Genomic DNA, 17,555 nt, shown 5'->3' on the forward strand with positions numbered 1-17,555 from the left:
AACTGGATGCTCCAAACCTGTTTTTTTAAAGTAACTCTTCAACTGTCGCGACAATATTGTCAACAGTAAAACCAAAATGCTCCATCAACACACCACCGGGTGCAGACTCACCAAAAGTAGTCATTCCCACAACGCGACCATCCAGACCAACATACTTGTACCAGTAATCCACATGCGCAGTTTCCACCGCAACACGCGCCAGCACAGACAGCGGCAGAACAGACTCTTTGTAAAGCGCATCCTGTTGATCAAACACAGACGTCGACGGCATGGAAACCACACGCACTTTCTTACCTTTCGCAGTCAACGCTTCCGCCGCCTTCACGGTTACCGCCAACTCCGAACCAGTGGCAATCAAAATCGCTTCCGGCTCGCCGTCGCAATCACGCAACACATAACCACCGCGCGCGATGTTAGCGACTTGCGCCGGCGTGCGTGAAATCGGGTCCAGGTTTTGACGACTAAATACTAAAGCGCTTGGGCCATCTTTGCGCTCAATCGCCGCCTTCCAGGCCACGGCCGATTCAGCACCGTCCGCCGGACGCCAGGTTTCCATGTTGGGGGTCATACGCAAAGTCCCTAACACTTCAATCGGCTGGTGCGTCGGACCGTCTTCACCCTGACCGATAGAGTCGTGGGTATAAACAAACACGTTGCGCAATTTCATCAGCGCCGCCATACGCACGGCGTTAGCAGCGTACTGTTGGAACATCAAAAAGGTAGCGCCGTAAGGAATAAAACCACCGTGGGCAGAGATACCGTTCATGATGGCGCTCATACCGAATTCGCGCACGCCGTAATAAATGTAGTTACCGCTCGCATCTTCGGCGGTCACACCTTTAGAGGTCTTGACCAGAGTAAGGTTAGAACCGGCCAGGTCCGCTGAACCACCGAGCAATTCCGGCAGCAAGGCAGCGTAAGCGGCGATAGCATTTTGTGAGGCTTTACGGCTGGCAATTTTTTCGCCCTTGGCCTGACACTCGGCAATAAAGGCTTCCGCTTTTGCAGCGAAGTCTGCGGGCAAATCACCTTTAACGACGCGGCGATCAAACTCGGCAGCCAAGTCAGGATGAGCAGATTTATAAGCAGCCATTTTGTCGGCCCAGGCTTGTTCAGCGCTAGCGCCCTTTTCTACCGCATTCCAGCCCGCATAGATTTCTTCCGGTACCACAAAAGGTTCGTGATTCCAGTTGAGGGTTTTCCGTACCAGTGCCACTTCATCATTGCCCAGCGGAGAACCGTGGGAATCGTGTGAGCCTTGTTTGTTCGGCGAACCAAAACCGATCACAGTCTTGCAGCAGATCAATGTCGGCTTGGAGGTTTCTGCACGGGCGGCTTCGATAGCAGCGCGCACCGCATTGCTGTCGTGGCCGTCAACACCGGGGATGACATGCCAGCCGTAGGCTTCAAAACGCTGCGGGGTGTTGTCGGTAAACCAGCCTTCGACATGGCCGTCGATTGAGATGCCGTTGTCGTCATAGAAGGCCATCAATTTCCCCAGGCCCAGGGTGCCGGCCAATGAACAGGCTTCATGGGAGATGCCTTCCATCATGCAACCGTCACCGAGGAAGCAGTAGGTGTAGTGGTCAACGACATCGTGACCTTCGCGGTTGAATTGTGCCGCCAGGGTTTTCTCCGCCAGCGCCATACCCACGGCGTTAGCAATACCCTGGCCCAGCGGACCGGTAGTGGTTTCAACACCGGGGGTGTAACCGCGCTCCGGGTGACCCGGGGTCGCCGAGTGCAGCTGGCGGAATTGCTTGAGTTGATCCATCGGCAGGTCGTAGCCGGTCAGATGTAACAAGGAGTAAATCAGCATGGAGCCGTGGCCGTTGGACAGCACAAAGCGGTCGCGATCAGCCCAGTTGGGGTTCTTGGGGTTGTGTTTCAGGAAGTCGTTCCACAGGACTTCGGCAATATCTGCCATCCCCATCGGCGCGCCGGGGTGGCCGGAGTTGGCTTTCTGAACGGCGTCCATACTGAGGACGCGAATGGCATTGGCAAGTTCGGTACGAGAAGGCATGAGACTGAATGCTCCTTGATGAGTATGTCGTTGATTGCTGTTATCTGAGAGTCGGTCTCTGGCGGACCTTTGATTTATCTATCGCCGGCAAGTCTTCAGCCCGATGAGGCTGCTCCGACAAATGAGAAGTTCTTTCATCGGACAAAATGGGGCGACATTCTCTCTCAGCCGCCGCCGCCCGTAAAGGCAAGATCGGCAGGGAAGCGCACTTTATCGTCAAATAGTCACATTTACCATTATCTATATCAAAAAATTTTGATATAGATAATGCATCCTGCTAGACTGCCGGGCATGAATCAACTTCAAAAAGCTCCTGATGCCCCGGATGAAGGCACCAACGAGGCCAGCCTCGACCAACTCGCCGGTTTACTTAAAGCGGCGGGTGATCCTTTGCGGCTCGATATCTTGCGTGTACTGGCCCAGGATTCATTTGGCGTGCTGGAGCTGTGCCAGATTTTTTCGATCAAGCAGTCCGGCATGAGCCACCATTTAAAGGTGTTGACCAGCGCCGGTTTGTTGACCTCTCGCCGTGAAGGCAATTCCATCTTTTATCGTCGCGCATTTTTTGCGCCAGACCATTCGCTCAGCGCGTTACAGCAACAATTGTTTGCCACAATTGATCAACAACCTGTGTCTGCGGCTGTTGCGCAGCAGTTGCAACAACTGCATCACGAACGTAGCGAGGCTGCGCAATTATTCTTCAGCGAGAACGCACATAAATTTCGTGCGCAGCAGGATTTGATTGCGAGCTATCCGGTGTATGCCGAGCAGATGACCCAGTTGCTCAACAGCACGCCTTTGCCCGACAGGCACCTGGTGCTTGAAGTAGGCCCCGGTGAAGGGGAATTTCTGGCGGTGTTGTCACAGCGTTTTAAACAGGTGGTCGCGCTGGATAACGCTGCAACTATGTTGGAAAAAGCGCGCTGTTATGCCACCGAAAAAAATCTGCGCAATATTGAATTTATTCTTGGTGACACCCGTTCATTACACGAGCACAAGGTGTTGGCGGATTGCATCGTGGTCAACATGGTGTTGCACCATACGCCTTCGCCCGCCGATATTTTTGCAGATTTAAGTAAGGCGCTGACACCAGGCGGCGCGTTGTTGGTCGCGGATTTATGTCGTCATGAGCAAGTTTGGGCGCGCGACGCTTGTGGTGATTTGTGGCAGGGTTTTGAGCCGCAGGATTTTACCCGTTGGGCAAAGGCGGCGGGGCTGGATGAAGGCCAGAGTGTTTATTTTGCGTTGCGCAATGGTTTTCAAATTCAGTTGCGGCAGTTTTTTAGGCAAGCAAATTTTTAAAAAAGGCTGAGCGCTCTGCAAGAGATCGTTCAGGTGGATAAGGCGTAGTAGTCAAAAACGCGTGGATACATCCCTGTAGCTCCCTCACGTCATCCCTGACGCGAGGGTTTTGACTACTACGCCTTATCCACCTGAACTCAGTGCCCGCATGAAAAAAATGTACATTTAATATTTTTTAAGGAAAACACTATGTCTGAGTATTCCGTCTTTACATCTGAGTCTGTCTCTGAAGGCCATCCCGATAAGATGGCGGATCAAATTTCCGATGCGGTGCTGGATGCGATCCTGAAAGATGATCCGAACGCGCGCGTTGCCGTAGAAACTCTGGTGAAAACCGGTATGGCGATTGTGGCCGGTGAGGTGCGCACATCGACTTATGTGGATCTGGAGGATTTGATTCGTCAGGTCATCCTCGACATTGGTTACAACTCCAGTGATGTGGGTTTTGATGGTGCGTCCTGTGCAGTGTTGAATGCAATCGGCAAACAGTCTTCTGATATCGCCATGGGTGTGGATGAAGCGGACAGTAAGGATCTGGGCGCGGGTGATCAGGGTTTGATGTTTGGTTATGCCACCAACGAGACTGATGTGTTGATGCCTGCGCCGATTTATTTTGCGCATCGTTTGGTAGAGCGCCAGGCGTATTTGCGTAAACAGAATGTGTTGCCCTGGTTGCGTCCGGATGCAAAAAGTCAGGTGACCTTGCGTTACGAAAACGGCAAGCCGATAGCGGTGGATGCGGTGGTGTTGTCGACGCAGCATTCGCCGGATGTAAAGCAGTCGGATATTCGTGAAGCGGTGCGCGAGGAAATTATCAATCAGGTGTTGCCCGCCGAATGGTTGCATGCGGATACGCAGTATCACATTAATCCAACCGGGCAATTTATTATCGGTGGTCCGGTGGGTGATTGTGGTTTGACGGGCCGTAAAATTATTGTGGATACCTACGGTGGTATGGCGCGGCATGGCGGTGGTGCGTTTTCCGGTAAGGACCCGTCGAAGGTGGATCGTTCGGCGGCGTATGCGGGTCGTTATGTGGCGAAGAATATTGTGGCGGCGGGTTTGGCTGATCGTTGTGAGATTCAGGTGAGTTATGCGATTGGTGTGGCGGAGCCGACGTCGATTTCGATTAATACATTTGGTACGGGTAGGTTGCCAGATGCGGAGATTGTGAAGTTGGTGCGTGAGCATTTTGATTTGCGGCCGCGTGGGTTGATTGAGATGTTGGATTTGAAGCGGCCAATTTATCGGGCAACGGCGGCGTATGGGCATTTTGGGCGGGAGTTGCCGGAGTTTACTTGGGAGAAAACTGACAAGGCGGATGCTTTGAAGAAGTATTTGTAGTTGGGTGGCGTTGAAATCGGTTCAAAGGTTTGAAACACGCCGTGAACCCATCCTTGGGGGCTCAACACCGACATCCGTGTCGGTGATGGTTTCAAACCTTTGAACCGACTCCAACTTAGCATCGAAGATTAGTTTACTTTTCAAAACATCGATAACCGCAATTAATAGACAAAACTGGTGGCAAACGACGGCCAGGCAAACACAGGATTTTATTATGAATATCGCTGCAAATTTTACTGACTATAAAGTCGCTGCAAAGACTACCGAACAATTCCAGAAGGAGGCTTATTGGGGTCGTAAGGAGATTGAGATTGCTGAGGGTGAGATGCCGGCGTTGATGGCGTTGCGTCGTAAGTATAAGGACAGCAAGCCGTTGGCGGATGCGAAGATTATTGGTTGTATTCACATGACGATTCAGACGGCTGTGTTGATTGAGACATTGATCGAGCTGGGTGCTGAGGTGCGTTGGTCGTCGTGTAATATTTTTTCGACGCAGGATCATGCGGCGGCGGCGGTTGCGGCGGCGGGTATTCCGGTGTTTGCGTGGAAGGGTGAGACGGAAGAGGAATTTTGGTGGTGTATTGAGCAGACCATTTTGAAGGATGGTAAGCCTTGGGCGGCGAATATGATTCTGGATGATGGTGGTGATGTGACGCAGGTTATCCATGAGAAGTATCCGCAGATGCTGGATAGCATTCATGGGATTTCTGAGGAAACCACAACCGGTGTTCACCGTTTGTTGGACATGTTGAAGAAAGGTACCTTGAAGGTGCCGGCGATTAACGTGAATGATTCCATTACCAAGAGTAAGAACGATAACAAGTATGGTTGCCGCCACAGTTTGAATGATGCGATCAAGCGCGGCACTGACCATTTATTGTCGGGCAAGAAAGCGCTGGTGATTGGTTACGGTGATGTGGGTAAAGGCTCGGCGGCGTCGCTGCGTCAGGAAGGCATGATTGTTAAAGTCACTGAGATCGACCCGATCTGCGCCATGCAGGCGTGTATGGATGGTTTTGAGGTAGTATCGCCGTACAACGATGGCATCAACACCGGCAAGTATGAAGATATTAATCACACTGTTTTGGGTACGACTGACCTGGTGGTTACCACAACTGGTAATGTGAATGTGTGTGATTCGGCTATGTTGCGTGCATTAAAGCGCAGTGCAGTGGTGTGCAACATCGGGCACTTCGACAGCGAGATTGATACCGCGTATATGCGCAAGCATTGGGAGTGGGAAGAAGTGAAACCGCAGGTGCACAAGGTGTATCGCGATAAGGCGACCAATGATCATTTGATTATTTTGTCCGAAGGTCGTCTGGTGAACCTTGGCAATGCAACCGGTCATCCGTCGCGCATTATGGATGGTTCCTTTGCGAACCAGGTATTGGCACAGATGTATTTGTACGAACGAAAATTTGCGGATCTGCCGGCAGACCAAAAAACAGAGCATTTGTACGTGCGCGTGCTGCCGAAAAAATTGGATGAAGAAGTGGCCAAAGATATGGTGGAAGGTTTTGGTGGCGTGATTACCAAACTGACGGCGCAACAGGCCGAATATATCGGTTTGGAAACAGAAGGCCCCTTCAAGCCCGAAAGTTATAAATACTAATGTAAAACTCGTGTACCCGTAGGTCGGATTAGCGCAGCGTAATCCGACAATGCACAACGAAAAGTTGATCGGCCACATTGACCAACCTTGTCGGATTACGCTGCGCTAATCCGACCTACAACCACATTGCAGAACAACAATATGACAGACTCTCAGCCACGTTTAAGTTTTGAGTTTTTTCCGCCGAAGACCCCGGAAGGCAAGCAAAAACTCATTCATGTGCGCGATCAGCTCAATAGCTTCGCGCCGGATTTCTTTTCCGTTACCTACGGTGCCGGGGGTTCGACGCGCGATAATACCAAAGGCATTGTGACCAGCTTTAAATCAGCGGGCATTGCCACCGCACCGCATTTATCTTTTGGCGGTGACGATGAAGAAACCATCCTGGAATTATTGCAGGATTATAAAGCGGCTGGTGTCGATCGCATCGTTGCCTTGCGCGGCGATATGCCTTCCGGTGTCGGCGGTGCCTATCAGTTGGTGTATGCCAATGAACTGGTGGCCTTTATCCGCAAACACTTCGGCGATCATTTTCATCTGGAAGTGGCGGCCTACCCGGAAATTCATCCGCAAGCCAAAAGTTACAGCGATGATATTCGCTATTTAAAAGGCAAGTTTGACGCGGGTGCCAACAGCGGTATTACCCAATACTTCTTTAACCCGGACTCCTATTTTTATTTTATGGAGCAGTGTCACAAAGCCGGTATCGATCAACCGATTTACCCCGGCATTATGCCGATTATCAACTACCGCAATCTGACCCGCTTTTCCGATACCTGCGGCGCCGAAATTCCGCGCTGGTTGCGTAAAGCCCTGGAAAATTTCGGTGATGACGATGCCAGCCTGAAAAGTTTTGGCGTGGATCTGGTGAGCGAGTTGTGCGAAGTGCTGCTGGAAAATGACGCGCCCGGCTTGCATTTCTACACCATGAACCAGACCGAACCTACGGCGCAAATTGTCAGCAATCTCGGGTTAATTCCTACCGAATAATTTCATCACGCTGATGGGGCCAAACCTCATCAGCGCCCGCCTGACACATCCAATAAAACACCGGTTGAGTAAGACGCGTCATCTGATAGCAGCCACAAAATTGCGCGCGCGACTTCTTCAGGGTAGCCACCGCGCTTCATTGGAAGAGAATTCTTTAATCGCTCAATACGTCCCGGTTCACCACCACTTGTATGAATATCGGTATGAATCAATCCCGGCCTGACCGCATTGACACGAATGCCTTCATCAATCACTTCCTTGGCCAGACCGATGGTGAAGGTATCAATCGCACCTTTCGTTGCAGCATAGTCAACGTATTCATTGGCTGATCCCAGGCGCGCAGCAATGGAGGACACATTCACGATTCCTCCGCCCTGCCCGCCGCGAGCAGTGGACATACGCTTGATGGCTTCGCGAGCGCAGATAAAACTGCCGATCACATTGGTGGCAAATAATTGTTCGAGATAGGCCGCACTGGTGTCCACTACACGTCCTTGTTTAAGCGTGCCCGCGTTATTCACTAATGCCGTGACCCGACCCAATTGTTTATCGAATTGCGTAAAGGCGTGCACGATGTCCGCTTCTTTACTCACGTCCATTTGCACGGCTACGGCCTTGCCGTCTTTTTGATTTATTTGCGTCACTATGGCGTGGGCGGCGGCCTCTTGCTCGCGATAGGTGATGCCGACGTTGTAGCCCTGTTCGGCTGCCAATAATGCGGTGGCGGCGCCTATGCCGCGACTGCCGCCGGTGATGATGATATTTTTTTCCATGTTTGCGTCCTTGAGAAAAATTTGATGAATTTTACTTCAGTGTCGCGATGAGGATAGTGACAGTTAATGGGGAAAGGTTGGGTTACAGCATTGGGGGAGAATTGGAGGGGTGTCGGATTACGCCCTGCGGGCTAATCCGACACCTCCCGGTATTAGCATTACACGCGGGTTTTCGGCTGCGGTAATTCCGGCAATCCCAACGCAGCCATACCCAATGCTTGCTGGTAGTAGTCGCTGCTGCGCTGGGTTTCGCCCAGGCTTTCCAGCAAGCGTGCCAATTCAGCAAAGGTTTCCGGGTCGCGCTTGACGCGCAGGCTTTCGTTGAAATAATCCCGCGCGCTGCCCCAGATTTCATTGCGTAAGCACAAGCGCCCCAGTGTTAACAACAGCACCGCGTCGCGCGGATGTTGTTTAAGCCAGGCCTCCGCCGTTGTCAGTTGTTGACGCGGATCGCGGCCGCGCAGGAGGCCGTATAAATGCACCAACCCCGGATGCCATTCCTTGCTCAGTGCTTTACGCACCAGACTTTCAGCTTCCTGGTCTTCAAAATTTATCGCCAGCTGCCGCGCATAGACATCGATCATGTCATTATCTTTTTGCAAATACGCCGGCACACGCTCCCAGGCAGCGCGCAGTTTTGGCAAGCGATCACCTTGTAATAACAAACGGACTTCTTCGCCAATTTTCTTCAAACGTTCGCGATGGATAGTCAGCTCCAACTGCGCCAAGTCTTCCGGCGAGCGAATCTTGTAACTGCGCAGGCGATCAATAATGCCGTGCAACGAGTCCCAATCCTGGCGGGCAATATAAACCTCGCACAACAAATCCAGCAGCACCGGGTTTTGCGGTGCCTTGCCTTTAATGCGCAACAAGGTCATCAGGCATTGATCGTATTGTTTGCTGGATAATTCCATGCGCGCGCGGGTCAAGGCCACAGCCAGTTCCGCATCGGGTCCGGTTTCACTGGCGATTGTCAGTAATTTTTCGGCTTCCGCACGATCACCTAATTCGTAAGCGCTGCGCGCAGCGGCGAGATAATTAATAAGCGGTGCATCGACTTTGGGTGCAGCGCGCAATAATTTTTTACGTGCCTGTAACCAATTGCCTTCGATGTAATCTACCAATCCGCTGGCAGTACGTTTTTGTGCGCGCTCGCTACCACCGAAGCTCATGTACTCAGAAAAATTCCGCACGATATAGAAACTGCCGAACAGCAAACGCGCCGCCAACCATATCACTAAGATACTGACAATATACACCAGCGCCGCAAACCATAAGCTCATCTCAAAGGTTTTGCTGCCGAAGGCAATCAGCATATAGCCGCCGTCTTCCGGTGGGCTGAACATCACCCACAGACCGAATGCAAACAGGGCAACAACAATGAATAACAACTTTTTCATTGGTTACTTGCCTCCACGCCGTGAAGCTGCTTTGGTATGTTTACGCTCGATGTAAGCTTTCAACAACTCGGTAGACTCTGCAAAATTCGGCAGGGATTGAGTGATGATCACGTTCTGCAAATCTGCCAGTTCGGCTTGCGCCGCAACGGATTGAGGGTTGAGCGGGAAGTAGGTTTTTAACCACTCCTGGGCTTTTTGCAAACTGGATTGATAAACCTGCGCTTCTTCACGCAAGAGCGCGGCCTGGGCCTGTTCCAGCATCAACCGCATGTTTTGTTTGAGATAAATCTGATTGTCCGGGGCGAGGATCGCCGGCACCGGCTGCGCATGGTCACGTACCCGCAAATGATGACTGAATTTGTTCAGCACATTAATAAAACCGCGTTTGGTTTTAACCCACAAACTGTCGTTTTCCTGGGGCTCATCTTCCGGCCAGATTTCTTCCGTTGAGCCCAGGGGTTCAATCAGCGGCAATTTTTCAACGTGCTCCGACAGAGCCAGCAAGCGCAGGTAAACGCCTTCGCGATCAATATCGCCGGCCAGGGTTAATTCGCTCATCTCACTGGCCAGAGCTTTGCGTACCGGAAATAAATCAGGATCATTTAAATCGCGCAGAATTTCATCGACATTCTGTGCCAAGGCCACGGCATTGCCGCTGTTGCGTTCCAGCAGCACACGCTGGTTGGCCAGCCGCAATAAATATTCTGCCTCGGCTATCTTCCAGTCATCGCGATTTACGCTGGATAAGGCCAACACCCGCGCGGCGGTATTGTCTACCCGCTGCGCCATTTCGTTCATCGCGTTTTGCACTTCATCCTGCTGTTCAGCCAGCTGCTGCTCCACCGTCGCCGCGAGCGTATCCTGTTGCATTTGCGTCGCGCGCTGTTGCTGTTGTAATTGAGCTTGTACATTTTCCAGCAAGTGTTGCTGCACCATGTACTGCTGCGCAAAATACCAGGCACCGTAAATAATACCGGCAATCAATAACAGCAGAACCAGCCAGACACCCCAGTTACTCGAACCGGAAGTCGGCCGCAGTGGCGGCGTGGTGGAGTTGTTGCTGTTATTAGAACGGGTGGCCGATGAAGCCGGCTCGCGCACGTCCGGTTTGGGTACATCCGTGGCCGCCGTATCGGTCATGACAGGAGCTTGTTTTTCATCAGTCACAATAATTCACTCTCTTGAAGACAATTAAATAAGTTGACGTAAGGCGGACGACATACTGGCATCCGTGGCGTTTTCAGCAATATGCACTTGCCCAAAGCCTGCCTGATTTGCCAGTTGTGCCACGCGCGCGCCCGGCACCAGCAAGGGCAGAAAGCGCAAACGTTTTGCCAGTTCGGTGGTGTGCGCCGCCTGCTCCAATTCTTCCAACACGCGTTGATAGTGCTGCAAACTTTCGCCGCTATGCAAGGTAATAATATTGCGGTATTGCCAGGCAGTATCGGTTGCAAAAATCTCACGTATGATGTCCGCTGCCCGTGTCGGCAAATGGCGTTCATACAATTCACAATAGGTTACAGCGGCGCCGCGCGATTGCAGGATTTCACCCATATGCCCGCGCCCGCCACAACCACGAAAGATAATAATTTTTTCGCCGTCGACCTCTTGCAATTCAACTGCCTGCAACAGGCTTTCGCTGTTCATCGCGCCGGTTTCGGTAGCGGTTAATGCACTCACCGTAATACCGTGTTGTTGCAGATGGCGCGCGGTGGTGTCGCCAACAGCAAAGTATTCAATACCCATCGGTAATTGCGGCCAATAGTCTTCCAGCCACTGCATCGCAAAGTCCACGGCGTTCTGACTGACAAAAATAGCCTTTTGATATAAATCGAAATCCAGCACCACATTTTTTATCGCGCGAATTTGTTCCGGTGCACTGACGCCGCGCAACTCCAGCAGCGGCGCCACCACATTGGCAATACCGGCAGCATCCAGTTGTGCGCGCCATTTTTCTGCTTGCGCAAGGGGGCGGGTAATGATGACCCGCAGTGGCGACAAATTCCCGGACACCTAGCGAACATCCTCTTGATAGACGGCGGCCAGGATTTTATCGGCCCCGGCCTTCAGCAAACGTTCCGCCAGGGTCACCCCCATCTGCTCTGCTTCATTGATCGGCGCCCGAATTTCATCGAACAACATCTGGCTGCCATCCGGCGCGCCGACAAGGCCACGCAACCACAATCCGTCTTCTGTATGCAGAGCATAGCAGGCAATCGGCACCTGACAGCCGCCTTGTAACCGGCGATTCATCGCGCGTTCAGCAGTGACTTGTTCAGTGGTCCGTTGATCGCGCAGGGGTTGCAACAGCGCGATGGTTTCCGCATCCGCCAGGCGGCATTCGACCCCCACGGCCCCTTGACCGCCGGCGGGCAAACTTTGTTCGGGAGATAGACAGGAGCGGATGCGATCTTTTAATTCCAAGCGCAACAATCCGGCGGCGGCCAGGATAATTGCGTCGTATTCATTGTTGTCCAGCTTGGCTAAACGCGTCTGTACATTACCGCGCAAAAATTTCACCTGCAGATCCGGGCGTTGCGCCAACAACTGGCACTGGCGGCGCAGGCTGGAAGTGCCCACGACACTGCCCGATGGCATGCTGTCGAGGTCGGCGAAACGATTGGAGACGAAGGCATCGCGCGGGTCTTCGCGCGGGCAGATTACCGCCAGCCCCAGACCTTCCGGAAATTCCATGGGGACGTCTTTCATGGAGTGCACAGCGATATCTGCTTCATCCGTCAGGAGCGCATTTTCCAGTTCCTTAACGAACAGCCCTTTGCCGCCGACTTTTGCCAGCGGCACATCCAGGATTTTGTCGCCGCGACTTACCAGTGGCACCAGCTCCACCACCAGACCGGGATGGTGACGTTCCAGTTCGGCTTTCACATATTCCGCCTGCCAGAGGGCGAGCAGACTTTTACGGGTGGCGATGCGCAGCGGGCGTTGGGAAACGGGCATAACGAGAGAAGTCCGGGTAGAGAGCTAAAAGATGGGCACTATGATAACAGAGGCTGTTCGGCGGGATGCGAATCCGCGACAACCTGTGAACCTATACCTTGCCTCGGCTTGCGCAGCTTTTACGCAACTGTCTACACTCCAGCTATCGCAAAGGAACCTTCGCCGGCAATGGCCGTATCGTGCACTTGCATCGAAAAAACACTCAGGAACTGCTATGCCGGATTCATTCTGGGCTGTCGTCAGCCTCGCTCAACAAGGTTTAATCCTGTTGCACTTCGTGTTGGTTATCACCTTCGCCGTGCGTGTCATCAGCCAGCGTTTGCCGGTCGGGGCTTCTCTGGCGTGGTTGCTGGTGCTCGCGTTATTGCCGTATGTGGGTGTGGGTTTGTACCTGTTGTTCGGCGAACGGTTCCTCGGGGTTAAACATCAACAGCGGCGCGCGCGGTTGCAGCAGTTATTTGATATTCCCGCCCTGCGCAATGCACCCATGGTGGAGCAGCCATGGCATGAATTTCACCCGGCCAGCCAGGCGCTGGCGCAGCTGGAATTTCAGACCACCGGCATTCCGGCACTGGGCGGTAATCGCGTGGCGTTTTTGCAAACCGCCCAGGCCACCATTCAGCAACTGTGCCGCGATATTCGCGGCGCCCGCCACACCTGCCATCTGGAGTTTTATATCTGGCATCCCGGCGGCATTGCCGATGAAGTGGCCGCAGCACTGGTGGACGCGGCGGAGCGCGGTGTGTACTGCCGGATCATGCTCGATGCGGTGGGCAGCAGTGCGTTTTTTAAATCGGCCCTCTTCGATAACTTGCAACACCCGCGAATTGAGCTGATCAAGGCTTGCCCTATCGGCGTTATCCCCGCCAGCCTCGCCCGTTACGACCTGCGCAGCCATCGCAAGACCGTGATCATCGACAACCGGGTGGCTTATGTCGGCAGTTTTAATCTGATTGATCCCGCCCATTTCAAACAATCGCTGGCAGTGGGTGAATGGATTGATTTGATGGCGCGGATCGAAGGGCCACTGGTGCAGGTACTGAACGCGGTGTTTCTGTGGTACTGGAATATCGAAACGGACCAGACACTTACCCTGTTACCCACGCTGGTAGAAATTCGCCAGGACCAGATGGTGGCGCAGGTGGCGCCGTCAGGGCCGGACAATGTGACCGACAGTATTCTGAAAAGCCTGCTGCAAGGGATTTATTCGGCAGAACGTTCGGTGGATATCGTCACGCCGTATTTTGTGCCCGGCGAAGCACTGGAACTGGCGTTGAGTATTGCCGCGCGGCGCGGCGTAAAAGTGAATCTGATTTTGCCCAAGCGGGTGGATTCGTTTCTGGTGCGCCATGCCAGCCGCTCTTACTTCAGTGGCTTGATGGAGGCGGGGGTGAGTATCCTGCAATTCGAGCAGGGTTTATTGCACACCAAGTGCATCGTCATTGACGATCAACTGGCATTTTTCGGTACGGTAAATATGGATCAGCGCAGCCTCTGGCTGAATTTTGAGATGACGCTGATCGTGTACGACCGGCCGACCGTGGCCCAGCTGGCCGAGATCGTGGCAGGTTACCGCCGGTTGACGAAACCGCTTGATCCTCTTGCCTGGCAACAGCGCAGCCGCATTTCCCATCTGTTTGAAAACATCATGCACTTGATGAGCCCCTTGATTTAAAGGTGTTTCAACAGCGCTTTTAATCCCCCCACATGGCGCCGGCTGACGATGGGGCGCATCTCGGTATTGGATAAACGCACCTGATACTGACCTTGCATCGTGCGTTCAATCGCTTCGATGTGTTTTACCGACACCAGGGCGTTGCGGTGAATCCGCAAAAAGCGTTGATTGAACTCTTCCTCCAATTCTTTCAGGGTTTCATCGAGCAGGTGCTCGCCGTGCACGTGATAGACGGTGACGTATTTGTGATCCGCAATAAAATAGCGCACGTCGTCCAGGGGAATCAGCTCCACACCACGGCGCGTCTTGGCGCTGATATGGCTGCGCAGGTTGCCGGTAGGTGTCTGGTTTTGGGAAAAGGCCGCGCGTTGCACCTTGTTCAGGCGTTGCGCCTTGGTCAGGGCTTCCAGCAATTGCTCGGCTTTTACCGGCTTGAGCAGATAACCCACGGCCTCAGTACCGAAAGCATCGAGCGCGTATTGATCGAACGCGGTACAGAAGATGACCGCCGGTGGATCATCCAGCGCGCCGATGCGCCGCGCTACGCTCAGGCCGTCTTCGCCGGGCATGCGCACATCGAGCAACACGATATCCGGATCGAATTTGCAGATAGCCGCCAGTGCCGCCTCGCCATTTTCGGCCTCGGCGACCAGGTCGTAGCCGTCCAGTTTATCCAGCATGCGCGCCAGGCGTTGGCGCGCGAGAGGTTCATCGTCGACGATGAGCACGTCCATCTTGGTTTGCCTTCTATTTTTATGGAACCCTTGAAATCTTCGCGTCGGCAACGCGGTGATTGTTTCAGGGATTCTTTGGGTAAGTAATCAATGTGGTAAACGTACCGCTATCAATCATAGTGGATAAGCGCGCATCCGGCCCGTAATGCGCCGTCAACCGGTGGCGAATATTCTGGCGCGCCATGCGATTGCTCTGGCGCCCGGTGCCGGTTGCGTGATGCGCCGCCAGGACTACCGGGTTGGCGATACGGATCACCACCTGTTTTTCCTTGATGCGCACTTCAATCAAAATCCGCCCGCCTTTGGGTAGCGGCTCTATCCCGTGGAAGACGGCGTTTTCCAGCAGCGGCTGGAGCAGCAGACCGGGAATCTGCAACTCTTCCGGCAGGTTATCGATTTGCCATTCCACCTGCAGGCGATCCCCCAGACGCAGCTTTTCTATCTCCAGGTAATGACGGCACAGGGTCAATTCCCGCTTGAGCGGAATTAACGTCGGCTCCGCCAGGCTCGCGCGAAACAGCTCGGATAAATCCTCCACCACCCGCTCGGCGGTCTCCGGTTCCGTGGCGATCAGGCTGGCGATACTGTTCATGCTGTTGAATAAAAAATGTGGCCGGATACGGGACTGTAGCGCCTGGATGCGCGCCTGCAATTCTGCCTGTTGTTGATTGCGCAATTGTTGTTGCAAGTACAAATACCGCAACACAATGCCGGCGAGGATAGCAGCGGCGCACAGGTTCGTGGCCAACAGCCAGCCGTCGATGTTCAAACAGCGCCCCTGACCTGCCCGGCCTTCAAACATGCCCAGCACCCATTGGCCCAATACCGATAACACCAGAGCCACCAGCAATACACTGGCGTAACTGATTGCCCCCGCGCGCACCGGCGACCAGCGCCGCAGGTAGGGGCGCAACTTGCACAGTAAGGCCGCGCTGACTAACGCAATCCACTGCACCTGAAAAGAGATAAGCGCGAGGATATCCCAGTTAAGGTATTGCAGGCCGACGGAGGTGAGCGCCATCAGGAGCGCCAGCAATTCTGCCACCAGCACCAATAAAAAGATCGACTGGGTTGTGCACAGGTCCGGCAGGAAATCGTTGGGCAGTGAGCCGTTGGCAGCTGCGTCGTTATTCTGGTTATCGCTCAAGAATCCACTCCGATGTAGATGTTGTCGGATTACGCTGCGCTAATCCGACCTACAATATTGTTATGCAACCCATCCCGCGATGGGTGGGTCACAGCATAGACATCTGGGCTATAATGCCGGCCTTTTCACCCGCGCGCCGGGTCTCAACAGCACTTTAGCGGATATTCCCTTCATGAGCCAAAACGATCAGCCCATCAAACCCTGGGGCGGGCGCTTTACCGAAGCGACCGATGCCTTCGTCGAGCGTTTTACTGCGTCCATCGGTTTTGACTACCGCCTGTATCACCACGACATCAACGGCTCCATCGCCCATGCCACCATGCTGGCCAAGGTGGGTGTGCTGACCGAGGCAGAGCGCGACCAGATTATCCAGGGATTGGAAGAGATTCGCGCGGAGATTGTGGCCGGCAAATTCACCTGGTCGGTAAGCCTCGAAGATGTCCACATGAACATCGAAGCCATGCTGACCCAGCGCATCGGCATCACCGGCAAGAAGCTGCATACCGGACGTTCGCGCAACGATCAAGTGGCCACCGATATTCGTTTGTATTTACGCGATGAGATCGACGCGATTGCCAAAGAACTGACCCGCCTGCAACAGGGCCTGCTGCTCGTGGCCGAGCGCGAAGCGGACACCATCATGCCCGGTTTCACCCATTTGCAAACCGCGCAGCCGGTGACCTTCGGTCATCACCTGTTGGCCTGGTTTGAGATGCTGCAACGGGATTACGGACGCCTGATGGATTGCCGCAAGCGCGTTAATCAATCACCGCTGGGGGCTGCCGCGCTGGCCGGCACCACCTATCCCATCGACCGCGCTTACACCGCGCAACTGCTGGGCTTCGACGCGCCGACCGAGAACTCGCTGGACTCGGTGAGCGATCGCGACTTCGCTATCGAATTCTGTGCCTTTGCCGCGCTGTTGATGACGCACCTGTCCCGCGCTAGTGAAGAGTTGGTGTTGTGGACCTCCGCCCAATTTAATTTCATCAACCTGCCGGACCGTTTTTGCACCGGCTCGTCCATCATGCCGCAGAAGAAAAATCCTGACGTGCCCGAGCTGGTGCGCGGTAAAACCGGTCGCGTGAACGGCCATTTGATTGCGCTGCTGACGCTGATGAAATCCCAACCGCTGGCGTACAACAAAGACAACCAGGAAGACAAGGAACCGGTGTTTGATGCGATTGATACCGTGAAGGATTGTCTGCGCGCGTTTGCCGATATGATCCCGGCGATTCAGGCGCGCAAGGAAAACATGTACGAAGCCGCCAAACGCGGTTTTTCTACCGCCACCGACCTGGCGGATTACCTGGTGCGCAAGGGTGTGCCTTTCCGCGATGCTCATGAGATTGTGGGTAAATCTGTGGGTTATGGTGTGCAGACCGGCAAGGATTTGTCCGAGATGAGCTTGGCTGAGTTGCAGCAGTTTTCTGATGTGATCGGCGAGGATGTCTTCAAGGTGTTGACGCTTGAAGGTTCGGTAGCCGCGCGCAACCATATCGGCGGTACCGCGCCGGTGCAGGTGAAAGCCGCTGTTGAGCGGGCCAGGGTGCGGTTGGCGGAAAGAAGCTGATAGATTGATTGTGTCGGATTA

Annotated in this window: 14 protein-coding genes; 6 read left to right on the forward strand and 8 right to left on the reverse strand. The window is 53.7% G+C overall.

Annotation, left to right across the window (positions count from 1 at the left end):
• Positions 1 to 25: 25 nt before the first annotated feature.
• The gene (tkt, locus tag CBR65_RS12275) at positions 26 to 2,023 is read right to left on the reverse strand and encodes a transketolase (protein WP_087467113.1); all 1,998 of its coding nucleotides are present in this window, start codon (positions 2,021 to 2,023) and stop codon (positions 26 to 28) included.
• Positions 2,024 to 2,314: 291 nt separating this feature from the next.
• Here tkt and CBR65_RS12280 point away from each other — a divergent pair, with 291 nt between their 5' ends.
• From CBR65_RS12280 to metF, 4 genes are all read left to right on the forward strand, one after another.
• Positions 2,315 to 3,325, forward strand: coding sequence for a metalloregulator ArsR/SmtB family transcription factor (locus CBR65_RS12280; protein WP_198300732.1), 1,011 nt, complete (start codon positions 2,315 to 2,317; stop codon positions 3,323 to 3,325).
• A gap of 189 nt (positions 3,326 to 3,514) precedes the next feature.
• Positions 3,515 to 4,669 carry a methionine adenosyltransferase gene (gene metK, locus CBR65_RS12285; protein ID WP_087467115.1) on the forward strand — a complete coding sequence of 385 codons (1,155 nt, stop codon included), beginning with the start codon at positions 3,515 to 3,517 and terminating at the stop codon, positions 4,667 to 4,669.
• A 214-nt stretch (positions 4,670 to 4,883) separates the two neighbouring features.
• Positions 4,884 to 6,284 carry an adenosylhomocysteinase gene (gene ahcY / locus CBR65_RS12290; RefSeq protein WP_087467116.1) on the forward strand — a complete coding sequence of 467 codons (1,401 nt, stop codon included), beginning with the start codon at positions 4,884 to 4,886 and terminating at the stop codon, positions 6,282 to 6,284.
• A gap of 141 nt (positions 6,285 to 6,425) precedes the next feature.
• Positions 6,426 to 7,274 carry a methylenetetrahydrofolate reductase [NAD(P)H] gene (metF, locus tag CBR65_RS12295; protein WP_087467117.1) on the forward strand — a complete coding sequence of 283 codons (849 nt, stop codon included), beginning with the start codon at positions 6,426 to 6,428 and terminating at the stop codon, positions 7,272 to 7,274.
• A 29-nt stretch (positions 7,275 to 7,303) separates the two neighbouring features.
• On the opposite strand, the gene CBR65_RS12300 is transcribed toward metF, so the two are convergent.
• The 5 genes from CBR65_RS12300 to hemC all read right to left on the reverse strand — a co-directional run bounded on the left by CBR65_RS12300 (position 7,304) and on the right by hemC (position 12,405).
• Complete coding sequence (locus CBR65_RS12300) at positions 7,304 to 8,047, reverse strand: SDR family oxidoreductase (protein WP_087467118.1); 744 nt, start codon at positions 8,045 to 8,047, stop codon at positions 7,304 to 7,306.
• A 158-nt stretch (positions 8,048 to 8,205) separates the two neighbouring features.
• Complete coding sequence (locus CBR65_RS12305; RefSeq protein ID WP_087467119.1) at positions 8,206 to 9,447, reverse strand: heme biosynthesis HemY N-terminal domain-containing protein; 1,242 nt, start codon at positions 9,445 to 9,447, stop codon at positions 8,206 to 8,208.
• Between the two features lie 3 nt (positions 9,448 to 9,450).
• Positions 9,451 to 10,614, reverse strand: coding sequence for a uroporphyrinogen-III C-methyltransferase (locus CBR65_RS12310; RefSeq protein ID WP_087467120.1), 1,164 nt, complete (start codon positions 10,612 to 10,614; stop codon positions 9,451 to 9,453).
• Positions 10,615 to 10,638: 24 nt separating this feature from the next.
• Positions 10,639 to 11,460 (reverse strand): uroporphyrinogen-III synthase, encoded by an 822-nt coding sequence (locus CBR65_RS12315; protein WP_232461190.1) that lies wholly within the window; start codon positions 11,458 to 11,460, stop codon positions 10,639 to 10,641.
• The gene (gene hemC, locus CBR65_RS12320) at positions 11,461 to 12,405 is read right to left on the reverse strand and encodes a hydroxymethylbilane synthase (RefSeq protein WP_087467121.1); all 945 of its coding nucleotides are present in this window, start codon (positions 12,403 to 12,405) and stop codon (positions 11,461 to 11,463) included.
• A 214-nt stretch (positions 12,406 to 12,619) separates the two neighbouring features.
• On the opposite strand from hemC, the gene cls reads away from it, so the two are divergent.
• On the forward strand, positions 12,620 to 14,080 hold the full coding sequence (cls, locus tag CBR65_RS12325; RefSeq protein WP_087467122.1) for a cardiolipin synthase: 1,461 nt from the start codon (positions 12,620 to 12,622) through the stop codon (positions 14,078 to 14,080).
• Here cls and CBR65_RS12330 read toward each other — a convergent pair.
• Together CBR65_RS12330 and CBR65_RS12335 are read right to left on the reverse strand one after the other, a co-directional pair.
• Complete coding sequence (locus CBR65_RS12330; protein ID WP_087467123.1) at positions 14,077 to 14,814, reverse strand: LytTR family DNA-binding domain-containing protein; 738 nt, start codon at positions 14,812 to 14,814, stop codon at positions 14,077 to 14,079. The genes cls and CBR65_RS12330 overlap by 4 nt on opposite strands.
• Before the next feature lie 64 nt (positions 14,815 to 14,878).
• The gene (locus CBR65_RS12335; protein ID WP_232461191.1) at positions 14,879 to 15,961 is read right to left on the reverse strand and encodes a sensor histidine kinase; all 1,083 of its coding nucleotides are present in this window, start codon (positions 15,959 to 15,961) and stop codon (positions 14,879 to 14,881) included.
• Positions 15,962 to 16,133: 172 nt separating this feature from the next.
• Here CBR65_RS12335 and argH point away from each other — a divergent pair, with 172 nt between their 5' ends.
• Positions 16,134 to 17,534, forward strand: coding sequence for an argininosuccinate lyase (argH, locus tag CBR65_RS12340; protein ID WP_087469058.1), 1,401 nt, complete (start codon positions 16,134 to 16,136; stop codon positions 17,532 to 17,534).
• The last annotated feature ends 21 nt before the right edge of the window (positions 17,535 to 17,555 follow it).

This window comes from Cellvibrio sp. PSBB006, from assembly GCF_002162135.1.
In the GTDB taxonomy this organism is placed as follows: Bacteria; Pseudomonadota; Gammaproteobacteria; order Pseudomonadales; family Cellvibrionaceae; genus Cellvibrio.